This window comes from Oceanobacillus sp. FSL K6-0118 (assembly GCF_038006665.1).
Taxonomy (GTDB): Bacteria; Bacillota; Bacilli; order Bacillales; family Amphibacillaceae; genus Oceanobacillus; species Oceanobacillus caeni.
The window spans coordinates 2,611,275-2,637,329 of sequence record NZ_JBBOVR010000001.1; the positions used below are offsets into that span (position 1 = coordinate 2,611,275).

The 26,055-nt window shown below is 35.1% G+C and carries 23 protein-coding genes; 8 read left to right on the plus strand and 15 right to left on the minus strand.

All coding sequences use genetic code 11. The features are described from left to right. Nucleotides 1–286: 286 nt before the first annotated feature. From murC to MHI02_RS13420, 6 genes are all read right to left on the minus strand, one after another. Nucleotides 287–1,594 carry a UDP-N-acetylmuramate--L-alanine ligase gene (gene murC, locus MHI02_RS13395; RefSeq protein ID WP_060667995.1) on the minus strand — a complete coding sequence of 436 codons (1,308 nt, stop codon included), beginning with the start codon at nucleotides 1,592–1,594 and terminating at the stop codon, nucleotides 287–289. 187 nt (nucleotides 1,595–1,781) lie between these two features. Continuing rightward, nucleotides 1,782–2,897, minus strand: a complete 1,116-nt coding sequence (locus MHI02_RS13400; RefSeq protein ID WP_047186785.1) for a nicotinate phosphoribosyltransferase — start codon at nucleotides 2,895–2,897, stop codon at nucleotides 1,782–1,784. 90 nt (nucleotides 2,898–2,987) lie between these two features. Further along, a complete protein-coding gene (locus MHI02_RS13405; RefSeq protein WP_341165973.1) occupies nucleotides 2,988–5,507 on the minus strand; it encodes a DNA translocase FtsK in 2,520 nt (839 codons plus the stop codon). Between the two features lie 551 nt (nucleotides 5,508–6,058). Beyond that, nucleotides 6,059–6,664: a YtpR family tRNA-binding protein gene (gene ytpR, locus MHI02_RS13410; protein ID WP_047186786.1), complete on the minus strand. Its 606-nt coding sequence runs from the start codon at nucleotides 6,662–6,664 to the stop codon at nucleotides 6,059–6,061. 18 nt (nucleotides 6,665–6,682) lie between these two features. Beyond that, nucleotides 6,683–7,480: a DUF1444 domain-containing protein gene (locus MHI02_RS13415; RefSeq protein WP_083452508.1), complete on the minus strand. Its 798-nt coding sequence runs from the start codon at nucleotides 7,478–7,480 to the stop codon at nucleotides 6,683–6,685. A gap of 60 nt (nucleotides 7,481–7,540) precedes the next feature. Beyond that, nucleotides 7,541–7,858, minus strand: a complete 318-nt coding sequence (locus tag MHI02_RS13420; RefSeq protein ID WP_047186788.1) for a thioredoxin family protein — start codon at nucleotides 7,856–7,858, stop codon at nucleotides 7,541–7,543. 161 nt (nucleotides 7,859–8,019) lie between these two features. On the opposite strand from MHI02_RS13420, the gene MHI02_RS13425 reads away from it, so the two are divergent. Continuing rightward, nucleotides 8,020–8,460 carry a YtoQ family protein gene (locus MHI02_RS13425; protein ID WP_060667997.1) on the plus strand — a complete coding sequence of 147 codons (441 nt, stop codon included), beginning with the start codon at nucleotides 8,020–8,022 and terminating at the stop codon, nucleotides 8,458–8,460. 26 nt (nucleotides 8,461–8,486) lie between these two features. On the opposite strand, the gene MHI02_RS13430 is transcribed toward MHI02_RS13425, so the two are convergent. Both MHI02_RS13430 and MHI02_RS13435 read right to left on the minus strand, forming a co-directional pair. After that, entirely contained in the window at nucleotides 8,487–8,999 is a 513-nt protein-coding gene (locus tag MHI02_RS13430) for a DUF84 family protein (protein WP_047186790.1), read from the minus strand. Nucleotides 9,000–9,057: 58 nt separating this feature from the next. Further along, on the minus strand, nucleotides 9,058–10,122 hold the full coding sequence (locus tag MHI02_RS13435) for a M42 family metallopeptidase (protein WP_047186791.1): 1,065 nt from the start codon (nucleotides 10,120–10,122) through the stop codon (nucleotides 9,058–9,060). Between the two features lie 186 nt (nucleotides 10,123–10,308). On the opposite strand from MHI02_RS13435, the gene MHI02_RS13440 reads away from it, so the two are divergent. Beyond that, complete coding sequence (locus MHI02_RS13440) at nucleotides 10,309–10,623, plus strand: PepSY domain-containing protein (RefSeq protein ID WP_047186792.1); 315 nt, start codon at nucleotides 10,309–10,311, stop codon at nucleotides 10,621–10,623. 37 nt (nucleotides 10,624–10,660) lie between these two features. Here the strand turns inward: MHI02_RS13440 and MHI02_RS13445 are convergent, their stop codons facing one another. Next, nucleotides 10,661–11,515, minus strand: a complete 855-nt coding sequence (locus MHI02_RS13445; RefSeq protein ID WP_047186793.1) for a YtnP family quorum-quenching lactonase — start codon at nucleotides 11,513–11,515, stop codon at nucleotides 10,661–10,663. A 118-nt stretch (nucleotides 11,516–11,633) separates the two neighbouring features. Here MHI02_RS13445 and MHI02_RS13450 point away from each other — a divergent pair, with 118 nt between their 5' ends. The 4 genes from MHI02_RS13450 (at nucleotide 11,634) to MHI02_RS13465 (ending at nucleotide 15,052) form a co-directional block, all read left to right on the plus strand. Next, on the plus strand, nucleotides 11,634–12,230 hold the full coding sequence (locus MHI02_RS13450) for a Maf family protein (protein ID WP_225344044.1): 597 nt from the start codon (nucleotides 11,634–11,636) through the stop codon (nucleotides 12,228–12,230). A gap of 196 nt (nucleotides 12,231–12,426) precedes the next feature. Next, nucleotides 12,427–12,987, plus strand: coding sequence for a DUF3967 domain-containing protein (locus MHI02_RS13455; protein WP_047186794.1), 561 nt, complete (start codon nucleotides 12,427–12,429; stop codon nucleotides 12,985–12,987). A 433-nt stretch (nucleotides 12,988–13,420) separates the two neighbouring features. Further along, a complete protein-coding gene (locus MHI02_RS13460) occupies nucleotides 13,421–14,683 on the plus strand; it encodes a transposase (RefSeq protein ID WP_052771644.1) in 1,263 nt (420 codons plus the stop codon). 225 nt (nucleotides 14,684–14,908) lie between these two features. After that, nucleotides 14,909–15,052, plus strand: coding sequence for a BA3454 family stress response protein (locus MHI02_RS13465; RefSeq protein WP_114335155.1), 144 nt, complete (start codon nucleotides 14,909–14,911; stop codon nucleotides 15,050–15,052). Between the two features lie 186 nt (nucleotides 15,053–15,238). Here MHI02_RS13465 and putP read toward each other — a convergent pair whose 3' ends face one another. The 3 genes from putP to pruA all read right to left on the minus strand — a co-directional run bounded on the left by putP (nucleotide 15,239) and on the right by pruA (nucleotide 19,679). After that, nucleotides 15,239–16,717 carry a sodium/proline symporter PutP gene (gene putP, locus MHI02_RS13470; protein WP_047184235.1) on the minus strand — a complete coding sequence of 493 codons (1,479 nt, stop codon included), beginning with the start codon at nucleotides 16,715–16,717 and terminating at the stop codon, nucleotides 15,239–15,241. A 226-nt stretch (nucleotides 16,718–16,943) separates the two neighbouring features. Then, a complete protein-coding gene (locus tag MHI02_RS13475) occupies nucleotides 16,944–17,942 on the minus strand; it encodes a proline dehydrogenase family protein (protein WP_047184234.1) in 999 nt (332 codons plus the stop codon). A gap of 189 nt (nucleotides 17,943–18,131) precedes the next feature. After that, on the minus strand, nucleotides 18,132–19,679 hold the full coding sequence (pruA, locus tag MHI02_RS13480; RefSeq protein WP_060669207.1) for an L-glutamate gamma-semialdehyde dehydrogenase: 1,548 nt from the start codon (nucleotides 19,677–19,679) through the stop codon (nucleotides 18,132–18,134). A gap of 358 nt (nucleotides 19,680–20,037) precedes the next feature. On the opposite strand from pruA, the gene MHI02_RS13485 reads away from it, so the two are divergent. After that, nucleotides 20,038–21,393, plus strand: a complete 1,356-nt coding sequence (locus tag MHI02_RS13485; protein ID WP_047184232.1) for a sigma-54 interaction domain-containing protein — start codon at nucleotides 20,038–20,040, stop codon at nucleotides 21,391–21,393. 29 nt (nucleotides 21,394–21,422) lie between these two features. Here the strand turns inward: MHI02_RS13485 and MHI02_RS13490 are convergent, their stop codons facing one another. Genes MHI02_RS13490 through dat form a run of 3 tightly spaced genes read right to left on the minus strand, consistent with a single transcriptional unit; the run spans nucleotide 21,423 to nucleotide 24,529 of the window. Then, nucleotides 21,423–22,496, minus strand: coding sequence for a tartrate dehydrogenase (locus MHI02_RS13490; protein WP_060669208.1), 1,074 nt, complete (start codon nucleotides 22,494–22,496; stop codon nucleotides 21,423–21,425). Between the two features lie 30 nt (nucleotides 22,497–22,526). Further along, entirely contained in the window at nucleotides 22,527–23,660 is a 1,134-nt protein-coding gene (gene alr, locus MHI02_RS13495; RefSeq protein WP_341165974.1) for an alanine racemase, read from the minus strand. 11 nt (nucleotides 23,661–23,671) lie between these two features. Next, entirely contained in the window at nucleotides 23,672–24,529 is an 858-nt protein-coding gene (gene dat, locus MHI02_RS13500) for a D-amino-acid transaminase (RefSeq protein ID WP_047184229.1), read from the minus strand. A gap of 424 nt (nucleotides 24,530–24,953) precedes the next feature. Here dat and MHI02_RS13505 point away from each other — a divergent pair, with 424 nt between their 5' ends. Further along, nucleotides 24,954–25,934 (plus strand): 2-hydroxyacid dehydrogenase, encoded by a 981-nt coding sequence (locus MHI02_RS13505; RefSeq protein WP_047184228.1) that lies wholly within the window; start codon nucleotides 24,954–24,956, stop codon nucleotides 25,932–25,934. Nucleotides 25,935–26,055: the final 121 nt, after the last annotated feature.

Below are 26,055 nucleotides of genomic sequence, written 5' to 3' on the forward strand. Positions count from 1 at the left end.
AAGAAAATATATAATTAAGCTTATCAAATTCTTTCTTAGGGAAGGTTACGTCCAGCTCCAATGCCCAACAACTAGCGAGACTGCCCTCACCTAAAAAACATGATAAAGAAGTCTTGCCAATTGGTGAATCCAGAGGTCTAGTCGCACTTATACCCTTGTGGTGAAAGTCAATATCGACTCACTCCGTACGTCGCGTTTTTAGCCTGTAAGGGCGATTCCACTTTTGTTTATAAAAAGAAAAAAGCCTGAAAACAATCAGACTTATTATCTTTTAATGATTATTCATTTAATGTTGTATTGCATTGTTCACACTTTCATATGCTTCTTCGAATTTCTGAATATCTCCTGCCCCCATAAAGATAAGCACACTATCCTTATATTCGGCTAATACTTCCGTATGATCAAGTTCCAATATTTCACTATCATCAATTAACTTCTGTAAATCTTCAACAGTCAATTTTCCTGAATCTTCTCTAGCAGAACCAAAAATATCACATAAATAAACTTTATCTGCATCACTTAAACTGTCAGCAAATTCTTGTAAAAATGTTTTTGTTCTAGTAAATGTATGAGGTTGAAAAATAGCAATAATTTTTTTATTAGGATATTTCTTTTTTGCTGAATCAATTGTTGCAGTTATTTCTTTAGGATGATGTGCATAATCATCTATTAGAACTTGAGTTCCTAGTTTCTTTTCGGTAAAGCGTCTTTTAACTCCTTGGAATGAAGAAATTCTCTTAATATCCTCTACCTTTATATCTTCATAATGACACATCGCAATAACCGCTAATGCATTTAATACACTATGATTTCCGAATAGTGGTGTTGTAAATGTATCATAGTAAGTATTCCTCACAAAGACATCAAAGGTCGTTCCTTCTTCTGATTCATGAACATTTTGTGCTTGAAAGTCATTTGTATCACCAAATCCATAGTATACAACTGGTACTTTAGCTTGAATCTGTTGTAGTTGTTCATCATCCCCGCAAGCAATAATTCCTTTTTTCACTTGATCCGCCATTGATTGAAAAGCATTAAATACATCATTAATACTAGTGAAATAATCAGGGTGATCAAAATCAATATTTGTCATTATTGCATAGTCTGGTTCATAGTTTAAAAAATGGCGTCGATACTCACATGCTTCAAAAACAAAATATTCACTATCAACATGTCCCTTACCGGTTCCATCCCCAATTAAATATGAAATTGGAAATGTTTGATCTAACACGTGGGCCATTAAACCAGTTGTTGACGTTTTACCATGGGCTCCAGTGATTGCAATACTTGTATATTGTTTTAACCATTCTCCCAGAAACTCATGATAACGATAAAATGTACATCCTAATCTTTTGGCTTCCTTAATTTCCACATGTTCATCTGAAAATGCATTTCCTGCAATAATTGTATGTTCTTCTTTAATATTTTTTTCTGAAAAGGGAAGAATAGGAATGTTTTTCTCCTCCAAAGCAACCTGCGTAAAGAATCGTTTCTCCACATCAGAGCCTTGCACATTTTCTCCTGAATCATGAAGTATTTGTGCTAGTGCACTCATTCCTGTTCCCTTTATACCAATAAAATGGTAAGTTGTCATAGAACGAACCTCCATTGTTCATCAAATACCAAAAACTTTTTTGGCACTCACTCATCCTTAAGTGAATGTGTTTTTTTCTACGTTGAAATACTTCTTTGCTATCATTTTACCCCTAACATGTATTCATAAAATACACAATACTGATTTATTATATCAAAAAATGGGTTAGATTTAAAAGTAATATAAGTTATTCATTAAAGTTTAAATATTCTACTCTTTCTAGACGTGGATTAGGACGATATCTTCTTCCCTGTTTTGCTTCAGGTTCACCGTTCAATAAAACATTATCCCCTGTAAATCCTATATTAAGGTTTAGAAGACTTCTTCCTACTCCATACATATCTACTGGTACGTTTTTTGATTCAAATTCCAAAATACGCTTTTCATTAAATCCACCAGAAACCATAATTTTCACGTGGTTATATCCTTCATCGTCTAACGCTTTCCTTAAAGCGAAGATAAGTTCCGGGTTAACACCTCTTGGGTCAAATGAACCCATTAAATGATGATTTCTTAGAAAATATTTATCAACTAGTGTTCGTGAAGTATCTAATCGAACAGAAGCTAATTTATCTCCAAATTCTCTAGCCACTCTTAGTGAATCTGTAATAACATCATTGTTATAATCAACTAAAGCTGCTATTTCGTCATTTGGATAAATTTCATGATAAGCTTTCGTCGCTGCTACAACATCCCCACGGAACATTTGAATCAATGCGTGGGGCATCGTTCCCATTCCTTCTTTCCCCCACCACTCATTCATCGCTTGGGTTGCTTGAGCAGTAGAACCTCCAATGTACGCTGCATATCCATCCCCAGCCTGGGTTGTATAGTGGTCATCTCTATCTCCCATAAAGATAACAGGTTTTTGTTTACCGGAGGACTTCGCGGCTTTTACCACATTGTATACATTTGTAGCTACTGATGTTCTTCTTGCTAGAATCCCATCAATGATTCCTTCCAAATACCCAAAATCCTGATATCTGCCGGAAATAGTTAGAACTGTTTCAAAAGGTTCAATCTTATCTCCATCTTTTAATGAGTGGATTTCTATATCCTGTGGGTTATCAGCGAATGTATGAACTAAAGCTATTGCTTCATCCGTTCCGCATAACACCGCATTTTCCTTTTGAAAAAATTGCATCGTAACGTGATTATCCGGGATTTTTTCTTCTACAATCTTTTTCGTTTTTAAAAAATAAACTGCCGAAAACCATCCCTCTTTAATACGTTCATCAAATTTAAATGTTTTATTCGTTAATCTTTTAATTTCACCATTTAGTTTTAATGTAATTTCTTTCATGTCTGCTACTCCTTCAGAAAATCATGAATAAAGGCTACTTATTGCATTTACCCTAATGATGTGACTTTTTCAATAATATTAACATAAATTTTACATATCTTCCTGTTTTTGTCTAATTAATACTTCTCTAGGTTTGCTGCCATTTTGCCCGGAAATGATTCCCTTGTACTCTAATGTGTCCATAAGTCTTGCAGCACGGTTATAACCTATTTTAAAACGACGTTGAATCATAGAAGTACTTGCGCTATTTTGACTTAATACAAAATCAATTACTTCATGTAGTAGTTCATCTTCTTCCTCATCCATATGAACTTGTTCTAATAAATCTTCTGGTTCAAATAAGTAATTTGGTTCTGCAATACTTCTTGCATAGTTTGTAATTCTTTCTATTTCTTCATCAGATACAAATGGGCCTTGAAGACGTACACTTTTACCGGCTCCGTTTTCTACAAATAACATATCTCCTCTTCCAAGTAATTTTTCTGCCCCACTTACATCAATAATAGTACGTGAGTCTACCTGGGAAGATACACTGAATGCAATTCGGGTAGGGATATTCGCTTTAATTAACCCGGTTATAACATCAACGGAAGGCCTTTGTGTTGCTAAAATGAGATGAATTCCACAAGCTCTTGCTTTTTGTGCTATTCGGCTTATTGAATCTTCTACATCCTGTGGGGACGTCATCATTAAATCAGCTAATTCATCAATCACAATAACAATAAAAGGCATTTTTTCATCTATTCTATTTTGCTGTCTAATTTTTTTATTATAAGCCTCTATATTCCTTACACCTTCATGGACAAACCGTTCATAACGATCTTCCATTTCCGTTACTGCCCATTTTAAACTTTGTGTTGCGGCTTTCACATCTGTGATCACCGGCGTCACTAAATGAGGAATCCCATTATATGGTGCAAGTTCCACCATTTTCGGATCGATTAACAATATTTTTACATCTTCATGACTTGCTTTATATAAAAGACTCACAAGCATTGTGTTTATGCAAACACTTTTACCTGACCCCGTTGCACCTGCAATTAATCCATGTGGCATTTTTTGAATATCCGTAATTTTGGGTTCCCCTTCTATACTTAAACCTAATGCTACGGTTAGCGGTGATTTGCTATCTTTAAAAGCTTCCGTTTCAAAAATTTCCTGAAGTCCAACCATTTGCGATTTTTGATTAGGAATTTCAATCCCAACTGTATTTTTCCCTGGAATTGGCGCTTCAATTCTAATATCCCTTGCCGCCATATTTAATTTCAAATCATCACTTAAATTTTTGATTTTACTTACTTTCACCCCAAGTTCTGGGTGAACTTCAAATCGGGTAACAGATGGTCCCTGTGTAGCCTTTACTACCTTCGCTCTTACATTGAAATGTTTTAAGGTTTCCTCTAGTAACCGTTGTTGTTCTTCCACCCAAACATCATCCGAATCACTTCTTTCAACCCTGTCATTAAGTAAATGATTTGGTATAAAGATTTCTTTTTCCCCATTTGAATGATTAATTGGGGTTGTTTTAACTGGTTTCGCTTTTTCGTTTGGTTGAACTGAATGATTATTTATACTAGTTTCTTTTGGTTTTTCCTCCTTAAAATTACTTTTCAGCTCTTCCATTTTCCTTCTATGCAAATTTCGTTTGTCGCTCGGGGTCATAATTACATTAAACGGGATGACCGTGGACTTTTCATTTTCTTTTACCTTTGTAGGATTAACCTCGGATGCTTCACTTGTATCTGTTGATTCCGCTTGTTTATCTACATCTTCCGCTTTTTCTTCAACTGTTACAGCAACTTCTTCTTTATACTCGTTTTCTTGTATATTTGGTTCTTGTACATTATCTTTTTCTTTCTCAACGTCCTCTATACGTTTGTCTACATACTCCTCTTCCCCATCGCTACTAGTATTCTCTATTTCTGTGGAGTTATCTGTATCCTGTAACTCCAGTTCTATTAAGGATTCATTTATTATTTTGCTTTCGTTGTCTTGTGAGTCGTTCTTCTTCTCCAATAATGAAGATGTATCTAATATATTATCTGCAACATTATTCTCGTCTTGATTCGTCTCTTCCTCAGAATAAACCTCCATTGACATGCTTTCGTGCTCATATTTCTTTTCTTTTTGGTCGGTTTCTTGTTGTATGTATGGTGGAATATCGTCCGTCTTTTCTTCCTTCCGTTCTCTCTTTTGAAATCCAAATATTGGCGACGGAACCTCAGATACTTTAAATGGTTCATCAGTCTTTTTATATATTTTTTTATTATTAGATTTAGGTGGATTACTGTAAATATTTGTCTCTGTATGAAAGGGACTATTTTGTTCAGTTCTATAATGTTTATTCGTATCGTTCTTTCTTTCATTTCTGTTTTGTTTGAAATAAGTTTTTTCCTCTTCCGAATTTTTTACATTCGTATTCTCCGTTTTTTCATCGGGAATAACAGGAAAACGAAAAGGTTTCTCCTTTGGATATCGATACGTAACTCTCGCCTTTAAATCTTGTTGAAATTCCTGGTTATATCCTGATTTTGTTTCATGCGGTTTCTCTATAGGTTCATCACTTTCGATAAACATTTCTTTTATTTTATTTTTCCATTTCTCAAACATAAAACTCACTCATTTCTATTTCCATCAATTGTCTTGTTGACTTAACCTGGATGTTTAATTTTAATCTCCTAAAAGATTGAATAGTAATCAGAGAAAGCCACTTTTTATGTTAAATAAAGCAACTTTAACATTTATAGTCTTTTCTATTGTAGCATGTTTTACATTGATTAAAAGGAAAAATGTACCTAATAGTATTACGAGTAGATGGGTAAAAAGGACTTTAGTTAACGAACAAAGGCGCAAGCGCCCGTTTAGCGACGTACGGACTGGACTGAGCCGTAGGAGATAAAGGAAACACGGTGAGCGTAAGCGAGCCGATGTTGACTTTCACCACAAGGGTATAAGTGCGACTAAGCCTCTGGTTTCACCAATCGGCAAGTCTTCTTTATCGTACGGAGGTGAAAGAAGTCTCGCTAGTCGCTGGGCGCTGGAGCCGGACGTGGCTATTCCTATATCTAAGTTATCCATAGCCATACAATTTTTATAATTTTCTTGACAAGAACAAAAAGCAAAAGCAACCCCATTACTATAAATTTGGGTTGCTTTTGCTTTTAAAATGTAAATTCCTCACCTACACGGGTTGAATCATCAAGTACGTATATTCCTTTTTCTTTCGGCGCATTTGGCATTCCTAATTCTTTTTGGGAACAGATCATACCATTTGATGCTACACCACGCAATTCTGTAGGTTTAATTTTCAATCCGCTTGGCATCGTAGCACCTACTTTAGCTACTACTACTTTTTGCCCTTTGTCAATGTTTGGTGCACCACATACGATCTGAAGCGGCTCTGCTTCACCGACGTCTACCTGACATACACTTAATTTATCGGCATTTTCATGCTGTTCTTTGCTAATAACGTAACCTACAACAAACTTAGGACTTAAATCAAAATCCAAACCATCTTCTATTCCATTTTCCATAAATAAATTTTTAATTTGACTTAGTAATTCTTCTGTCAATTTGATTTTTCCTGTTTGATTTAATTGAAAATGACTTTTGGCATTGAAAATATTATATCCAATTACTTTACCAGCACTTGATAAAATCCTTGTAATATCAGCTATCTTTTCAAATTTAATATCATAACGATCTCCATCTTCAATTGGAATGATTAATACGTCACCTATACCATCGGGATTATAAAACACATCCATTTTAAACTTCCTCTCTTACTATTTCTCTGGTCTATTTTTTGCAAGAATGAAAATAGGTTCTAGTTTTTTGTTTTCATAAATAAATGGAAGGGATGTAATCGGAATTCTTCCCTCTGCAAAAAACTTCATAGTCATTTGCGCTAAAATATCGTAACCGGTGCTATTTTGAACATCCGCAATAATTAGAACATCTTGATGAGGGACAGCCACTGCAACCTCACCTTTAGCATTCGCTTGCATTTCTTCCAAAAAAGCTTCGTTAAGAATTCGACTTGCATCATATCCATCTTGTGTGGCTATAAAATAAAAATCATTATCCGCTACTGTATCTTTTTTAGGCTCTGTAGATAGAGATCGGACGTTAAATGATGCAACTTCATCAATATGTGCTTTATTCCATCCCTCTTTTTTTAATAATTCCTCATCTAAAAGTTGATAGGATTTACCTAAATCAAGAGCGTAGAAGATTCTTGTTTCCGCAGTATGATCCTTTGTAAGTAGTTTCTTTCCCTTCTTTGTCTCAGTAGGAAAAGACGTAGATCTTATAACTGGAAAAATATTTTTCTCCATCCCAGAAAGTTCTGGTGTTTGGTTCATAATTCTTAAAGCTTCTCTAATATGGGATTCCAGCTCATCAATTGCTTCTTCACCCCTCTGATTATACTTACCAATCATATTGGGTAATGAGATAGTCATACCTTGTTTCGTATCTTTCCATTCTATTCGAAACGTGTTTTTATCGCGATCAAAAGACGTTCTCCAGTTTTCGTTCTTTAATCGTTCTTCTAATTTCTTTTTCATTTGTAAACTCGTCATTTTCACAATAAGCCCCTCCCTTCCTTCTAGTTGAAATTCTATCAAGCATAGTAGCCGTCTTTAAGCTGGCAAACCTTTTATAAAGTCCATAATCTCTTCTTTTGTTTTACGGTCTTTACTTACAAATCTACCCACTTCTTTACCATTTCGATAGGCAAGAAAACTTGGAATTCCTAAAATATCATGTTCTTGACATATTTCAATGAATTGATCACGATCTATTTTAATAAAATTATATTCAGGAAAAGCTTCCTCAATTTCAGGTAATTCCGGTTCTATAAAACGGCAATCACCACACCAATCAGCAGAAAACATCATAATTACATTACTATCTTTAATAAGTTCATTATATTCAGATACAGATTCTAACTGTTTCATTCATTATCCACTCCTTCTTTGATTACTATAACGTTGATTCTCATATGTTTCAAATAACAAACATTCGTTTTATAATAAACGAATGATGTGCAGTTTCTTGGAAAATATGTAAAGATTCATATAATATTAAAAATATGATAAATAATAAGGAGGAAGAAGGCATGGAACTAACTGTATATTTAGCTGGACAAATTCATGACAACTGGAGAGATAAAGTTAAGCAAATAGCACAAGCAAAAAATCTACCACTTACATTTGTTTCTCCCCAAACGAATCATGACCGTTCTGATGACATCGGGGAAGCCATTTTAGGGGAACAGCCTGGTGCGTTATACAAAGACGATGCGGCGTCAGATGTTAATAATTTCAGAACACAAGTGTTAATGCAAAAAGCCGATATTGTGATTGCTTTATTTGGAGAAAAATATAAACAATGGAATACGGCAATGGATGCGAGTACTGCAATCGCCATGAATAAACCTACTATACTTATTCGACCTACATCATTGATTCATCCTCTTAAAGAATTATCTAATAAAGCGAATGTTACAGTTGAAACGGTAGAACAAGCCTTAGAAGTAATAGCATATATTTATGAATAATAATAAGAACTAGAATGTGTGCCATTCTAGTTCTTATTATGTTCTTCCCAATATTCCCACTGGCCACGTAATAGTTTCATTATATGACTAAACATTTCTTTTCGCGATATTAAGTCATTTGTAAAAATTCCAATTGCACCTTCCTTATTTCTCACTTCTTTTCGCATCGAATAATCATCCATAATGTCGCCTAATTCCATGCCTTCTTGTAGTTTTAGGTCAATTTCCTTTGGTAAAAAAATACGAGCACCACTTGCAGTGAAAGTTTGGTCTTCTGTCATAAGTACGCCCCAATTACATAAATAAAGCTCATTTCCTACGTACATGACTCCACCTTCAAGACCTATTCCGATCACATTTGAGGAGGAATTCAGACAATGCCTTGCACGATTCATTGCACCTTTTCTTGTTTCTTCATCGGAAAAAGGTTGTGCTGAAACATCAGAAGGAACATTCAGTGGGGTCAGTTTAGCTTCGGGAAATATTTCTTCTACCGCTTTAATCTTTGTTGGATTTTTGGAACCTACAATAATATTCAATTCTAAACCACCTTAACGTAAGAGTAACTGCTGTCCACTAAAACAGCAGTTACCTTTTTTATTTCCCACGAACTAAATCAACTGTGTTTTGATCTGTTGCTTTTACTAATTTAATAAGTAATTCTTTCGCTGCAGCATAATCGTCTATATGAATTAACGAAGCAGATGTATGGATATAACGCGAGCAAATTCCTACTACCGCCGTTGGAACTCCTTCATGAGAAAGATGAATGCTGCCTGCATCTGTACCACCTTGTGAGACAAAATATTGATATGGAATATCATTTGATTCCGCCGTATCTAAAATAAATTCTCTCATACCTTGACTCGTAATCATTGTTCGATCAAAAATTCTTACTAGTACACCTTTTCCTAATTGGCCAAAGGCCGTCTTATCCCCGGAAGCATCGTTAGCTGGAGAAGCATCTAATACGTATGAAATATCAGGCTTTATCATGTTTGATGCAACTTTTGATCCTCTTAATCCAACTTCCTCTTGTACAGTTGCTCCAGAATATAATTCATTTGGTAAAGTCTCATGTTGTAACTCTTTTAATAATTCAATTGACAAACCGCATCCATAGCGATTATCCCAAGCTTTCGCTAGTATTTTTTTTTGGTTAGCCATTGGTTGAAACGGCGTTACTGGCACAATCGTATCTCCAGGTCTAACCCCAATTTTTTTAACATCCTCTTTATCATCAGCACCAATATCCAATAACATATTTTTAATTTCCATTGGCTTTTTACGTTGTGCTTCAGACAATAAATGTGGAGGAATAGATCCAATTACTCCTATTACCGGTCCATTTTTAGTTAGGACTTGCATTCGTTGTGCAAGTAAAACTTGATTCCACCAACCTCCAAGTGGCTGAAAACGAATCATTCCATTATCTGTAATTTGTGTTACCATGAACCCAACTTCATCCATATGACCCGCAACCATTACTTTTGGTCCGTTACCATGTTTCACCCCAAACAAACCGCCCAAATTATCTTGAATGATTTCGTCGGAGTATTTTTCTAATTCTTTTTTCATAAAAGCACGAACAGCATGCTCATTCCCAGAAGCACCTGGAAGCTCTGTTAATTTTTTAAAAAGATCAAGTGTTTCTTGATTCATTTCATCCCCTCCATTTATATGTATCATACTTTTTGAACATCCTCTTTAAGTATAACGGAAATAGTTTAATTTATTCCATTCAGAGTCTTCATTTCCATTTAGAAATAGATAATGTATACTAATTTATATAGAAAGCAAACATATTCTATAGGTGTACCTACAATGAACAGACTAGGAGGTTTAGTAATGAAAAAGAGAAATATTCTTTTAGCTGCAGCAATTGGTTTTACTTTCGGATATATTACAAATCAACAAGTACAAGTACGTCAAAAAGTAAGTCCTGAAACGGCATTAAAAAACGCAAAAGAACTTTTTAAGAAGTCAGGTCCAATTAATGGCTCTTGGATTTATATGAAACCTGAATCTGTTGAAAAGAATGGTCTCCCGTATCAAGCTTACCGTGGTGGTATAACAAGAAATATTAACGGAGAAAATATACAATACGAATTCTACGTGGATGTTGAAACAGGTGGAATCATATCAGCTAACAAAACTGAATAAGAAATTGGCAATATAATTGCCAATTTCTTATTCATTATCAATATTCATAACGCTCTCGCTTCACTTCATCTACTTTCTTACCTTCTTGATTAAATTTAATTGCACGATAATATGCATCATGGTAAAAGGTATACCATGATCCTCTGTTGTAACCATACTCCATCCAGTTTTCCTTTTCATGAACGGATGTTACAGGGTAATCATCGTAAGCCATTGCCCAAAGTTTATTTTGATGGGCGTGTGTAGGCATTATATCGGCCAGGTGAATAAAGGATTCTTCTCCTTCTTCAAAAACTATAATAGCATGTCCATCACTATGACCGCCTGTATGGATCATCCGTAAGCCTTCTAAAATTTCCAGTTCATCTGCAAATGTTTCTACTTGTTCTTCAACAGGCTGCCAATTGCTTTCCCAATATGTATTGACAGATCTAATATTCGGATTTCTCATTTCATTCCATTCTATTGCAGATGTGTAAATCGTTGCATTTTTAAAAATAGATTCGTATTCATCTTCATCCATTTTTCTCGTTAATCCTGAAGCATGATCATAATGCAAATGAGTCATTAAAATGATATCAATATCATCCACATTTAAATTTAATTCTTTCAAAGACTTTTCGACAGATGATTGTTCTAAAACACCGAAGTTTCGGATTTGCTTTTCTGTAAATTTGTCATTCCCTAATCCCGTTTCAATTAAGATATTTTTTCCATCTAGTTGTAATAGTAAGGGATCGGCTCTTAATTCGATTTGATTTTTATCATTATATGGATATAATCTACTCCACAATGCCTTAGGAACTACACCAAACATAGCACCACCATCTAAGAATGTTACACCGCCGTTTAACCAAGTTAAGTTTGCTCTACCGACCTTCAATTTTTCCAATCCATTCATCCCCTCTCTACACATATCTTAATTTAATTTAGAATATTCTGCAATAACTAACTAAATCTTCACTATTTTGGAACAATCTCTTTTAGTATAGAATGAAAATGAGGATAAGATGATAATAAGAAAGGAAGATAAAATGGAACAACGTTTAATATTAGCTTCCGGGTCTCCGAGAAGAAAAGAATTACTACAAAATATGAATCTTTCATTTGATGTCGTAGTAAGTAATGTAGATGAAACGATAGATCGAACATTGTCAGCCGAAGATTTAGTTCAATCACTTTCTTATCAGAAAGCCTCTTCTATTGCCAAAAGTCATCCAGAGGCGTATGTAATCGGTGCAGATACAATGGTGCTTTTAGATAATCAAGTACTTGGAAAACCTAAGACGGAAGAAAATGCTTTTCAAATGCTTCATCAATTATCTGGGAGACAGCATGATGTATTAACAGGGGTTACGATTATAAAAGGCAAGCAAATTGTTTCTTTTTATGAGAGAACCCTCATTGAATTTTGGCCATTAACAGAAAATGAAATATGGAATTATGTTAAAACAGGTGAACCAATGGATAAAGCAGGTGCTTACGGAATTCAGGGGCTAGGTGCTTATTTAGTCAAGAAGGTAAATGGTGACTATTTTTCGATCGTTGGTTTACCAGTTGCAAGGTTAATGAGAGAATTACAAAAGTTGGGATTCAAGAATTATTAAGAAAAATACACCGAGGTATAATCCCGGATGTATTAAAATATCCTTAATTGAGAATAATTAACCGCCATTAAGTTACAAAATCAAATCATATTTAATGAAAAAATAAAGATTTTATCAAAATTTGTCACACAATACACCCCCACTTCTAAAAGGATTAATTCATTTCATGTTGAATTATTTATTATGGGGTGATTCTATGCATGAAAATGTAGAATGTAAAGAGAAGACTTATTCTACAGCTGAATTAGCGACTATGTTGGGTATGGGCGTGACGACAGTTAGAAAATATGCACAACATTTAGAGAAGGCTGGATATGAATTCCTTAAAACCAAGAATAACGCCCGATTGTTTGTAGACAAAGATATAGAGAAAATACGGCATCTAAAGGATTTAAGAGAGAATCCTCATGTAACTGTAGAACAAGCCACCAATATTGTTATGGGAAAATGGAAAGAGAAAGAAATTGTAAATATTACAGCCCTTCCAAAAACCCCCAAACTTATTAAAGAAGAAAATGTAATTTCAACAGAAATCCTTGAAATGAAAAAATTAATAGAAAAACAAAATGAAATGATTATTTCTTTAATGGAAAGACTTGATCAACAACAAAACATCATAAATGAGTGGTTAAATGAACGAGATAAAGATTTAATGAGAACTATTACCGAAAAATTAGAAACCCAAAAACTAATTGCGGCTACGACCGAGGAAACAACGAATAAAAAGTCCTTTATGGGGAAATTATTCGGAAAATAAAGAAGACCTTCATCAATGGGGGTTTCCTTCATCCCCCACTGATAGTTAGTCGCACTTATCGGACCATTACAGCCGGCTGATCTCCCACCTACCTTCTTTGTTCCCCAGAGTCTTGGGGGAGGAGTTTTATTGCCCGTTGAGGTGGGGTAAATCGCGCGTACATTTAACCTTCCTCCTTTCTTTTTAACTCTTTCAATTCGTTATACGTCTAAATTTCTGATTTAAGTTTACCTAAAAATAAAGATTGACTTCCAACAAAAAACAGGCATTGAAAAGTTCAACCTAATAAATGGACTTTTCGATGCCTATTTTAGTCTTTTTTAATCAAAATGTACGTAATTTATTGGAAATTAAAAAGAAAAAGCCTACCTAAATATGCTAAAATTTTATTTGGACAAAACAAAATATACAGCATAAAAAGGAGTCTTTTTCTATGACCAATTATAACACATTTAGCCAGGCAATTTACACTACTAAACGTTCCATTTATGATTTTTCTTCAAAATTGACAGAAGGAATGCAAAAACCCAATAAAAACTTTATCCTAGATATTTTATTTGGCATGGCAAAAAGCAAATCTGTTTTGCTTTCCAACATTGCACGCACTCTAGAAGAGCCCATCGATACGATACAAACCGTCAAGCGACTTTCCAATCGTATGGATGAGTTTCATGAAACAACCGAGCTGTTGGAGAACTATGAAGAACTAATAAAACCTTTCCTGCAAGAAGAAGATAATCTGATTCTGGTAGATAACTCTGAGATTGTGAAACCCACCGCCTGTAAAATGGAAGCTCTTGGGCAAGTGAGAGATGGTTCGACAGGGAAAATTGGCAATGGATACTGGACAACCAATATGATTGCCGTGGCTCCGAGGACAAAGCATCCGATTTCAGTTTATTCTCATTTATACTCATCTGCTGAAAAGGGATTTATCAGCGAGAATGATGAAACATACAAGGGCTTGGATTACGTAGATCAGCTTTTAGGCGAGAAGAAAGCAACCTTCGTCATGGACCGTGGGTATGACAATATAGAAGTCATGAAAAAAATCCTCAAGCAGGAGAATAACTTTATCATTCGGTTGAAGAAAAATCGAAATTTATTGTATCAGAATAAAAAGTTCTCCGTACATGATTTGGCAATCAGAAGAAAAGGGAAAATCAATTTTCGTTCTGAAATAAAGGGAACCGTCTATGATTTGAAAGTCTCTCATCTTACTGTAGAAATCCCCTCGCTTAAGGGAAAAAAGTTCACGATGATTGTTGTGTATGGATATGGCAAAGAGCCGATGGTGCTGCTTACAAATAAGCGAATCCAGAAAAAAGCAGAGGTAATTTCTGTTTTAAAAGCCTATATTACTAGATGGCGTATCGAAGAAATGTTTCGCGTGCAAAAGCAAGAATTTGAATTAGAGAATATTCGAGTTCGTACCTTGCCCAGACTGAAGAGAATGTTTTTACTCTTGTCCATCATGGTTACGTTTATGACACTGAAAATAGAAAAGCAAAATGGATTTTTTCATAGTGTGATTGAACGGGCAAAGGGCATAAAGGCAAAGGATCAAATTAAGATGTTTCTATATCGTTTTTCGGCGGGAATGGAAGCCATACTGAAAAAAGATGCTTATGGGATTCGACATTTTAAATACATAGAAAAGCCAAAAGATTCACGACAACTAACATTTCAACTTTAGACCAATTAATTGAATAGTCAGAATAGACATACTGCGTAGTATGTTTATTTGTATTGGAAAAAACTTGCTTCTTCATTGAAACTGCAAAAAGTTTTCCCTAAAGAATCTCAATATGACGAAAACATGTTCTTATAGGGGAAAAAAAGGTAAACTTAAAATTTCTGAATATTGACATAAAAATAGAGATATGTTATAATTACTTATCTTAAAGAAAGGGTGATGTGAATGATTCAAGTTAATGTAACTGTTGACTATGAAGGACAACTATATCATACGAATGTGATTACGAACTCTCATGTAACGCAAGAAAAGATCCTTCAATTAGCATTAGACCAAGTGAAAAAACAATTAACTGAGACGGAAAATTAAACCTTTCTATCTCCCCCTGTATTTCACCCTGCATAATACTTCCTTATACAATCTTTTCACTTCATATATCCTATTCAACTATCATTGTTAAAAACTCAATTTCTGAAGAAAATAGTTAACTTACCTTTTGAAAGAAAATAAAAAATGGGGATACCTTTTCAGTACCCCAATTTTTTATTGTTTTAATTAATTCTTATTTAGAATCTCCAACGTTTTGTCGAATTCATCTTCAATTTCCTTATTTGGTTTAAATGTTAGGATACTTACGATGTAAGCTACAATTAAATTTAAAATAAATCCAGGTACAATCTCATATAAATAACCTGAGAGTGCCGTAGATCCCCAGATAAATGCTGTTACTGCACCAACAATCATTCCTGCTAAGGCACCCGTTCCAGTAATCTTCTTCCAATATAATGAAAGTAAGATAATCGGGCCAAATGACGCCCCAAACCCAGCCCAGGCAAAGGAAACAAGACCTAATATGGTATCATTTTGTTGCCAAGCAAATATACCAGCAATGATGGAAACAGCTAAAACTCCTAAACGGCCCAAATTTACATATGTTTTATCGGAAACTTCCTTTTTAACTAAAGTTTTAAAGATATCTTCTACTAAAGCTGAGGAGGTCACGAGTAATTGTGAAGATACAGTACTCATAATTGCGGCAAGTACCGCAGCTAACATAATCCCTGCAATAAATGGATGGAAAATAATTTGGCCCATCACGATAAAAACAGCTTCTGGATTATCTAACGTAACATTTGGGTTCTGTTGGAAATATGCAACACCTATTAGTGCTGTTGCAGCAGCACCAACTAAAGATAGAATCATCCAACCAATGCCAATTCTTCTTGCCGATTTTGTTTCCTTCACATCTTTAATCGCCATAAATCTAACAATGATATGTGGTTGACCAAAATATCCGAGTCCCCATGCTAAAGATGAAATAACGCCAGCAACCGATGCAGTTGCAAAAAAGCTAAGTAAATTGATATCTACCGAACGAATGGAGTCTAATGTTTCACCAATTCCCCCGTTTAAAAATAACCCGCCGATTGGAACGATGATGAGTGCAAAAAACATAATTGTTCCTTGGATAAAGTCAGTGTAACTAACTGCAAGAAACCCACCTAAGAAAGTATAAGCTATAACAACAAGTGCAACAATAATTAACCCAGTATGATAGCTGTAACCAAAGGAACTTTCAAAAAACACGCCACCTGCAACCATTCCTGATGATACATAAAACGTAAAGAATACTAAAATAACGATACCTGAAACGATCCTTAATAATTTGGAATTTCCTTTAAAACGGTTATCAAGAAAACTTGGTATGGTAATGGAGTTGTTTGACACTTGAGTATAAACACGTAAGCGCGGTGCAACTAAATACCAATTAAGCCATGCTCCAATTGTTAGACCAATTGCTATCCAACCTTCTACTAAACCTGCAACATAAATAGCACCGGGTAATCCCATCAATAACCACTGGGACATGTCAGCCGCTCCGGCACTTAGAGCTGAAACTGCTGGACCAAGATCACGCCCACCTAACATATAATCGCTAAAGTCCTTCGTACGCCTATATGCATACCATCCGATAGAAACCATTCCAGCTAAATAAATAATAATTGCTATTAATTGATACGTAATATCCGTCATTTTTTCTCCCCTTTATGAATAATTTTATTTGCCAACATAACATGAAATAAAGAAGACTTCCATCGGTGGGGGGCCTTCTTCCCCCACTGATGGTTAGTCGCGCTTATCAAAGCCATACAAGCAGTTGATCTTCACACATTCTTTCATTTTTCCATAGATGAAACACGAAAACAAGTGATATAATCATTATTTATGTCTTAGGAGATAGGAATCTTTTTCCTTTCTCCTATCTTTTCGATTTTTTCCTCCAAAAAATAAACGATAATACTATAATAGCACTTGTAACAATAGGCTGTTTTTTTAATCGATTGTCTTTCGTGTACAACTTATCTTTTACAATTAAATTTATATTTTGAGGGCGCTCCGCTAAACGACGCATAAAATAACCAAACCAATCTGTTCCGAACGGGATATACGTACAGAAATTATAACCTTCTTTTGTTAGTTTATATTGTAATTCCGTTCGAAACCCATACAACATTTGAAATTCAAATCTATCTTGACTGACACCGTTTTCATTTATAAAATGGATTAATTCCTGAATAATATGATGGTCATGAGTAGCTATAGAAGTAAAGGAATGACCCAACAATCTTTCCTTTGCAAGTGAAATAAATTCTCTATCAATTTCATCCTTTGTTTGGTATGCGACTTCATTATTTTCTTTGTAAGCACCTTTAACAATTCGAATTCGAACATCTTTTAATTTTTCAAGATCTCCTTTTGAACGATATAAATAAGATTGGATGACTGTCCCTACATTTTCATAGTGTTTCCGTAATTCCTTTAAAATTTCTAGGGTAGGTTCATAGTGAGAATAATCTTCCATATCAATATTAATGAATATATTATATTGGTTTGCCTTATTTAGAATTTCAAGCATATTTTCTACACAAAACGCTGAATTAATATCTAATCCAAGTTGCGTTAATTTAACGGATATATGACAATCAAGTTGTTCAACGTAAATTCTGTCTAACGTATATAGAATTTGTTTCTTTGCTTTTATTGCTTCTTCTTTTAAAAAGACAAACTCTCCTAAATGGTCGAGAGTACAGCTTATGCCCGCTTGATTTAGTTTCTTGATTACTCCTATAACTTCATCGATTTCTGTACCGGGAACAAATTTATTCGCTCCTAATCGAAATCCCCAACGTTTCGCATTTTTATTTAAAAACTTATTATTTGATAAAGCGATAAAGAAATCTCTTGAAAGATTTACCACTCCGCATCTTCCTTTTTTGGTTTTGGATGAATACGAAAAGCTTTTTTAAATAGAGGAATTAGGAAGGCCGACTAAAAACAGACTTTACGGCTAACTCACATCTCCCCTGTGTAGGGGCAGCTTTGCAATTGGACGTTGCGCTTTTAGCCGACCTCGGTCCTTTTCATCCGCCTTTTTGAACCCACACTTTTAATAAGTTTCCGAAACTACCTTCGCTTCTAGGAAATGTAACAAGTAATCGGGGCCCCCTGCTTTAGAATCTGTACCTGACATTTTAAACCCACCAAACGGCTGATAACCTACAATTGCTGCTGTACATCCCCGATTAAAGTACAAATTACCTACGTGAAAATCGTATCTGGCTCGTTCTAAATGTTCACGATTATTGGAAATTACCGCTCCGGTTAATCCATAATCCGTATTATTTGCAATATCTATTAAATCGTCAAAATCCTCACCCTTAGTAAAAGCCACAACCGGCCCGAAAATTTCTTCTTGCATTATTCTTGCATCTGGTTCTACATCTTTAAAAATCGTTGGTTTAACAAAATATCCTATTGAATCATCCGACTGACCACCAAATATCAACTTACCTTCTTTCTTGCCAATTTCAATATAAGTCCTAATTTTTTCGAACTGCTTTTTATTTGCAACGGCCCCCATATAGAAGTTATTCTCTGTTGGGTTACCGATGGTTAACCCTTCTGTTTTTGCGATTACTTTCTCAAGCACCTCATCGTAAACATCTTTGTGCACAACCGCTCTTGAACAGGCGGAACACTTCTGACCCGAAAAGCCAAATGCTGAGTGAACAATTGCGTCTGCTGCCAAATTTAAATCTGCGCTATTGTCGACGATAATAGTATCCTTTCCACCCATCTCAGCAATAACACGTTTTAAATGTTGTTGCCCCTCTTGCACTTTTGCAGCACGTTCATAGATTCTAGTACCAGTCTGGCGTGAACCTGTAAAGTTAATAAATCTCGTTTCCTTATGATCTACTAAATAATCCCCTAATTCTACTGGGTCCCCCGGAATGAAATTTAATACCCCTTTCGGAAGTCCTGCCTCTTCTAACACTTCTACCATCTTATAGGCAATTACAGGAGTATATTCAGATGGTTTTAATAATACTGGATTGCCTGCAACAATTGGGGCAACTGTAGTTCCGCAAACAATTGCAAACGCAAAATTCCACGGTGGAATAACTACACCAGGTCCCATAGGTTTATAGAAATAGGAATTATGCTCATTTTCCCTACTATTTAACGCCTTACCTTGTGATAGTTCTAAAATTTGTCTTCCATAATACTCTAAAAAGTCAATACCTTCTGCAGTATCCCCATCAGCCTGATCCCAAGGTTTTCCTGCTTCATAAACTAACCATGCAGAAAATTCATGCTTACGACGACGTACGATGGCAGCTGCTTTAAAAAGGATATCCGCACGTGCTTGAAAGGATATTTTTCTCCAACTATTAAATGCTTCTAAAGTAGCTTCATATGCCTGATCCACATGTACTTTCGTAGCTTTAGCAACCCTTCCTATAACTTGTTTCTTATTAGCGGGATTTACAGATACCAATTGATCTTCAGTATAAATTTTTTCCCCATTAATAATGAGAGGATAATCTTTGCCAAGTTCTCCTTCTACTTTTTTCAATGCCAATTTAAATTCTTCTTGGTTAGTCTCATTCTTAAAATCAGTAAATGGCTCATGTTTAAAAGATAATACCATATTAAAGCCTCCCTTATTCTTTTTATATTTCTCTCTCATTTATTACATGCAAAAACTGTGCCAATTATTTTTATCTATAAAGAAAACTTCCATTTGTGAGGGAATTCCTTCATCCTTACTGATGGTTAATCAATCTTATCGAACCTTTACGGGCAGTTGATCTCCCCTGAAGTTTGAGGTGGAAGTCTTACTGCCCGTTTAGGTGGGATGAAAAATAATGTAACCCTTCCCGTAAACAAGATGCGTCTAATTCGAACGTCAAAGAATATATAGGAGAGTGTAAATTTTATTTACACATATGTAAACAGAACTTACAATATATTAACAATAATGGCATTCTTTGAAAGAGAGGGATCACATGGATCATTTTTATTTAGAGGCAATTTTATCAGCTGAGGATGATGCGATTACTGTCATTAACCAACATAAAGAAGTTCTCTTCTGGAATGATGCTGCTGTACAAACGTACAATATACAAAAGTCAGAAATCTTAAACAAGAGGATTACAAATTTTTTTCATAATGAAGATTTAATGGTTTTAAAAGTTCTTCATTCTAGAATACCTGTTAAAAATACTTACCATCGTCCACGAAATGATAAACACGTTGTAATTAATGCTTCACCTGTATTTAATGAAGGAGGAGAATTAATAGGAGCCGTCTCTTTGGAAAGAGACATTACCTCTATTGTTAGATTAAATGATAACCTTCACACGAAATCTGAGGAATTAAATGAATTAAAACAAAAGATGCTTCATTTAGATGAAACATCACCTTTTTCTAAATTAATTGGAAATAGTGCAGCCTTAAGCGAAACTATTCAAATAGCAAAAAAAGCGGCAAATACGGATGCCACTACATTAATTCTTGGAGAAAGTGGGACTGGTAAGGAAGTTTGCGCACGCGCCATCCATGAGGCCAGTAGTAGAAAGAATGGTCCATTTATACCTGTTAATTGCGGAGCCATTCCTAGTGCACTTTTTGAAAGTGAGTTATTTGGCTATGTAGGAGGTGCTTTTACTGGTGCAGACAAGAAAGGGAAAGCGGGAAAAATTGAAATGGCAGAAGGTGGAACATTATTTTTAGATGAAGTAGGAGAACTTCCATTTGAAATGCAAGTAAAACTACTCCGAGTCTTACAAGAAAGCGAACTTTACAGAATTGGTGAAACAAAAGGAAGAAAAATAAATGTAAGATTTATCGCGGCCACCAATCAAAATCTAGAAAATTTAATGAACAATCAACAATTCCGCCCTGACTTATATTATCGCTTGAATGTTATCCAAATAAAAATGCCCCCATTAAGGGAAAGAACCGATGATATCATAGAATTATGTCAACAGTTTCTCCAACAATTTGCTTCAGAATATCAATCTACTATTCCAATCCTAGCAGAAGATGCAGTACAAGTAATGAACGAATACCACTGGCCAGGAAATGTTCGTGAACTTAGAAATGTTGCACAACGAATGATCATTCTGTCAGATCAGTCTATCATTCACAAAACAGATATGGACCAACTATTGCAGCATGGGCATTTTACCCCATTATCATCTAATGCCTTTACTAGCAGTACGTACCCAAAAGAAAAACAGTTAATTGAACAAATGCTAAATCAAATGAACGGAAATAAATCAGCTACAGCAAAAAGACTCGGTATATCACGCGTTACCCTTTATAAAAAATTAAAGAAATATGATATTGAAGTAAAATAAAGCTCAGAGAGGTTCCCCTGAGCTTTATCTTACCCCCTATTTTTTATAAGTAATTCAACAAAATGACTACCTAACTCGTCCGTTGAAACGGAACCACCTAAATCTGGTGTTAGATATGTATTTTCTTTTAAGATTTGTTTAATTGTGTTAAGAACTGCTTCGGCCCATTCCTCAAGTCCAAAGAAATCTAACATTTGACTAACAGACCAAATAGCAGCAATTGGATTAGCAATACCTTTCCCAGCAATATCTGGTGCTGAACCATGTACCGGTTCAAACATAGAAGGATATTTTCTTTCTGGATTAATATTCGCTCCTGTTGCCAGCCCCATTCCACCTGTAATAGCAGCCCCAATATCCGTTACAATATCACCAAATAAATTAGAAGTTACCACCACTTCAAATCTTTCTGGTTGTGAAACAAAGTATAAACTAGCTGCGTCCACTAAATAAGAATATGTTTTTACATCTGGATATTCTTTTCCAACTTCCTCAAAAACCTGATCCCAGAATACCATGGAATAATTTAAAGCATTTCCTTTACTAATACTTGTTAACGTACGGTTCGATTTGCGTGCTTCTTCGTATGCATAACGGATAATACGCTCTGTACCTTTTCTTGAGAAGACTCCTGTTTGAAGTACAACTTCTTCTGGTTTATCTTTAAAAAGCCAGTCACCTGCACCGGAATATTCCCCTTCGCTATTTTCCCTAATAACGAGCATATCAATATCTTTTTCCGTTTTGTTTTTAAGTGGTGTTAAGTCCGGGTGCAAAAGTTCAACAGGTCGTAAATTAACATACTGATCAAAGCCTTTTCTGATTTTAATTAATAAATCTCTTAACGAAATATGGTCAGGAACTCCGGGGTAACCTACAGCTCCTAGATAAATAGCATCATAGTCTTTTAATATATCAAGGGCATCGTCATCCATCATTTTTCCGTTCTTTAAATAATATTCACATCCCCACGGAAACTCTTTGAACGTGAAGGAAATTGTCTTATCTGCTTCTTCAATTGCTTTTAAGACTTTAATCCCTTCCGCTACTACTTCTGGTCCAATTCCGTCTCCAGGAATAAGTGCAATATTGAAATGCTTCATCTTACTTCTCCCTTTCCCTGAATACAACCTCTAAATGTATTTTCTTTTTATACGCTGCATGATACTTGCCAATACTTCGTCTATATTACTATGAGTCCATTTTGCAATGTCCCTTGCTGAAATTGTATGTTTTCCTTGTGTACCGATCAAAATGACTTCATCGTCTTCTTGAACATTAGGTACATTTGTGACATTAATAAATGTTTGATCAAGGGAGATGGTTCCCACAATTTTAGCAAATCTTCCTCTTACAAGAACATACCCCTTGTTTGATAGCCCTCGTTTATAACCATCCCCATGACCAACAGGTATGATAGCTATTTTCTCATCTTGCTTCGTTACATAAGTACCACCATAACCTATTTTGGTATGAGAAGGTAAATGATGCAATTGGACAATTTTGGTTTTAAGAGTTAAAACCGGTTTCAAATCTATTAATTTCTTTTGACGCTCATCTGGTTGATAACCGAATAGGGCAATACCCGGGCGCACCATTTTCCAACACATATCGACACGCTCAATTGCTATCGTAGAAGCTCCTACATGTTTTAAAGGAAAAAGATATCCTTCTCCTTCTAATAACTCTACCGTTTTTTCAAATAAGCGATTTTGTGTTTCTGTTGTAACCCAGTCACCCTCATCGGCATTTGAAAAATGTGTATAAATACCTTCCCAATACAAATTTGATAAAAAATAACTAGCTGCACAAAAATCTAAAGCCTTTTTTGGTTCAATACCAAACCGGTGTAAACCAGTATCTAATTTTAAATGTACAGTAGCTATTTTTTCTTGCTTCATTGCGGCATCATGAATCGCCTTTGTAACATTCTTTGAGCTAACAGAAGCTATTAATTCGTGAGTAACGACATTTAAAGCATCATATTGATTAATCGGGCTTAATAGATGAATAGGAATCGTGATGCCACTTTCCCTTAACAAAATACCTTCTTCAACAGTAGTCACTCCTAATCGCTCTACACCGGCTTTTACTGCCTCATGCGCAATTTCTTTAATTCCATGGCCATACGCATTTGTTTTAATTACAGCTAATAAAATACAATGCCTATTTAATAACGATTGAATCTGTTTCACATTATAACGAAAAGCAGCTAAATCAATTTCCGCCACCGTATTTTCCCGTGAATCTAAATTTGGCAGGATCATGACCCCCTTAGCTATTTGTTGCTCGTTTCAATCATTTCTTCAATCGTATTACGAAAAGCACGAATGATTTCTGTTGCAACCTTCCCTGGAGATCCTGTACCAATAATTTTATCATCTACTTTAAGGATTGGAACTACGTCTAGTTTTGTGGCTGTGACAAATACTTCATCAGCGGAGAATAAATCTTGAACTGTAAATGTCTCCTCATTCACTTTAATTTGTAAATCTTTACAAATGGAAATGACCTTTCTCCTTGTAATCCCATTCAAAATATAGTGGTTTGCCGGATGAGTATAAACTTCCCCATCTTTCACGATAAACACATTTGAAGAACTAGCCTCTGTGATAATATCTCCTCGATAAAAAATAGCCTCCACTGCTTGATGTTCAACTGCTTTTTGTTTAGCCAATACATTTGGAAGAAGATTTAATGTTTTAATATCACAACGTAACCAACGGATATCTTCGGTTAAGACAGCGATCCCTCCGTTATCTTCTTCTTTTTTCATCGTTTCCTCCAATTTCGTATAAGCTACAAGGTTAGGTGTTGTATTGTTAGAAGGAAAATGATGCCCTCTTTCTGCAGTTCCTCGAGTAACTTGTAAATATACGATTCCTTCCTTTAGCTGATTGACTTCTATAAGCTGTTTAAGTTTCTTTATCAAATCGTTTGAATGAAGTGGAAGTGTTAATTTTATTTCTTTTGCACTTCTTTCCAATCTTTCTAGGTGTTCTTCTAACATGAAAAAATTCCCATCATATACACCAATCACTTCATATATCCCATCGCCAAATTGATACCCTCGATCTTCAATATCGATTAGAGAATCACGATCGATAATCGAGCCATTCCATAACATTTTTGACATGAGGTAAAACCTCCTAATCTTAAAATTCCTTCTATTTAAAGTCTATCTCCTATTATATTTCCAACTTAGTACTTAACACAAATGATAAGTCAAAATAGGTAAAGTTTTTCGAATAAAGGCTCTAACATTTATTTTCCATCTCCTCTAATTAAACCTACCTTCTTTGTCTCCCCAGGATCTTGGGGTGGGAGTCTTACTGCCCGTTCTCGTACTGTTTTATCCATACACTTTCCTCCTATATCCACATATTTTCATTATCCTTTCATTACTAACGTATGAGTCAGATGCTTGACTAAATACAGGAAGAAAGTATATCTTGACTAATGATATCGTTACCTTTATTTTGAACGTATGCAATCTATTTTTAGCAGGTTAGGAGTATAAAACTTTCTTCCTGCATAAGTGCAACTGAGGGGGATATAATTTGAAAATTTTAGCATACGAAAGAGTGGAAAAGCCTGTGTTAGAGGCTCTAAAAGCTAACCATGATGTACAATTTTTTAAAAACATTGATCCAAATACAGACCCTAAATTTTTGGATGCTCTGTCAGAGGCGGAGGGAATAATTGGTTTAGGCTTACCTGTAAACCAAAAGTTACTTCAGAAAGCTCCTAATTTAAAAATCGTTAGTAACGTGTCAGTCGGTTACAATAATTTAGATATCAATGAACTAACAAAACGAAATATTATGGCTACCAATACACCAGAAATTTTAACCGATACAGTAGCTGATATGGCCTTTGGTTTAATTTTAGCAACCGCAAGAAGGATTTCTGAATTAGACCATTTCGTTAAATCCGGTCAGTGGACGGAATCATTAACAGAACAACATTATGGAGTAGATGTTCATCATAAAAAATTGGGCATTATCGGAATGGGGCGGATTGGAAATGCAATAGCAAAACGTGCTCACAATGGTTTTAATATGGATATTTTATACCATAGCCGCACACGTAAACCTGAAGCAGAAAATAACTATCACGCTACTTTTATGAAATTAGATGAATTGCTACAAGAAGCTGATTTTATTTGTTTGATAACCCCTTTAACGAATGAAACGAAAGGACTTATTGGAAAAAGAGAATTCCAATTAATGAAAGATACTGCCATTTTTATCAATGCCTCTCGCGGTGGGACTATTATTGAACAAGATTTAATTGACGCTTTAAAAAATAATGAGATTTTAGCAGCTGGACTCGATGTATATGAACAGGAGCCAATTCAGCAAGATAATGAACTACTAAAATTAAAAAATGTAGTTACTTTGCCTCATATAGGTTCATCAACGTATGAAACAGAATTAAAAATGTCGGAGTTAGCAGCAAAAAATTTAGAAGCAGGATTAAACGGAAGAAAGCCGCCCAATTTAATTAATGGAACGGTATGGGAAAACTTGAATAAATAATTAATTAACGTTTAAAGGGAACGATTTCAATTAATGTTGGAATTGTTCCCTTTTTTGGCATAGAAAATTAACCTAAGCATTCTCTTTAGCTTTGAGAGATGCTTTATCCATATGCAACGGG

What these genes read in the sequence shown, in the direction of transcription:
- MHI02_RS13425 (WP_060667997.1), top strand. Translation starts at nt 8,020, where the DNA reads ATGGAACTAACTGTATATTTAGCTGGACAAATTCATGACAACTGGAGA.
- putP (WP_047184235.1), bottom strand. Translation starts at nt 16,717, where the DNA reads ATGACGGATATTACGTATCAATTAATAGCAATTATTATTTATTTAGCT.
- MHI02_RS13415 (WP_083452508.1), bottom strand. Translation starts at nt 7,480, where the DNA reads ATGACGAGTTTACAAATGAAAAAGAAATTAGAAGAACGATTAAAGAAC.
- MHI02_RS13485 (WP_047184232.1), top strand. Translation starts at nt 20,038, where the DNA reads ATGGATCATTTTTATTTAGAGGCAATTTTATCAGCTGAGGATGATGCG.
- alr (WP_341165974.1), bottom strand. Translation starts at nt 23,660, where the DNA reads ATGATCCTGCCAAATTTAGATTCACGGGAAAATACGGTGGCGGAAATT.
- MHI02_RS13490 (WP_060669208.1), bottom strand. Translation starts at nt 22,496, where the DNA reads ATGAAGCATTTCAATATTGCACTTATTCCTGGAGACGGAATTGGACCA.
- MHI02_RS13455 (WP_047186794.1), top strand. Translation starts at nt 12,427, where the DNA reads ATGCATGAAAATGTAGAATGTAAAGAGAAGACTTATTCTACAGCTGAA.
- MHI02_RS13450 (WP_225344044.1), top strand. Translation starts at nt 11,634, where the DNA reads ATGATAATAAGAAAGGAAGATAAAATGGAACAACGTTTAATATTAGCT.
- MHI02_RS13420 (WP_047186788.1), bottom strand. Translation starts at nt 7,858, where the DNA reads ATGAAACAGTTAGAATCTGTATCTGAATATAATGAACTTATTAAAGAT.
- ytpR (WP_047186786.1), bottom strand. Translation starts at nt 6,664, where the DNA reads ATGGATGTGTTTTATAATCCCGATGGTATAGGTGACGTATTAATCATT.
- MHI02_RS13405 (WP_341165973.1), bottom strand. Translation starts at nt 5,507, where the DNA reads ATGTTTGAGAAATGGAAAAATAAAATAAAAGAAATGTTTATCGAAAGT.
- pruA (WP_060669207.1), bottom strand. Translation starts at nt 19,679, where the DNA reads ATGGTATTATCTTTTAAACATGAGCCATTTACTGATTTTAAGAATGAG.
- MHI02_RS13400 (WP_047186785.1), bottom strand. Translation starts at nt 2,897, where the DNA reads ATGAAAGAAATTACATTAAAACTAAATGGTGAAATTAAAAGATTAACG.
- MHI02_RS13435 (WP_047186791.1), bottom strand. Translation starts at nt 10,122, where the DNA reads ATGAATCAAGAAACACTTGATCTTTTTAAAAAATTAACAGAGCTTCCA.
- MHI02_RS13465 (WP_114335155.1), top strand. Translation starts at nt 14,909, where the DNA reads ATGATTCAAGTTAATGTAACTGTTGACTATGAAGGACAACTATATCAT.
- dat (WP_047184229.1), bottom strand. Translation starts at nt 24,529, where the DNA reads ATGTCAAAAATGTTATGGAATGGCTCGATTATCGATCGTGATTCTCTA.
- MHI02_RS13440 (WP_047186792.1), top strand. Translation starts at nt 10,309, where the DNA reads ATGAAAAAGAGAAATATTCTTTTAGCTGCAGCAATTGGTTTTACTTTC.
- murC (WP_060667995.1), bottom strand. Translation starts at nt 1,594, where the DNA reads ATGACAACTTACCATTTTATTGGTATAAAGGGAACAGGAATGAGTGCA.
- MHI02_RS13460 (WP_052771644.1), top strand. Translation starts at nt 13,421, where the DNA reads ATGACCAATTATAACACATTTAGCCAGGCAATTTACACTACTAAACGT.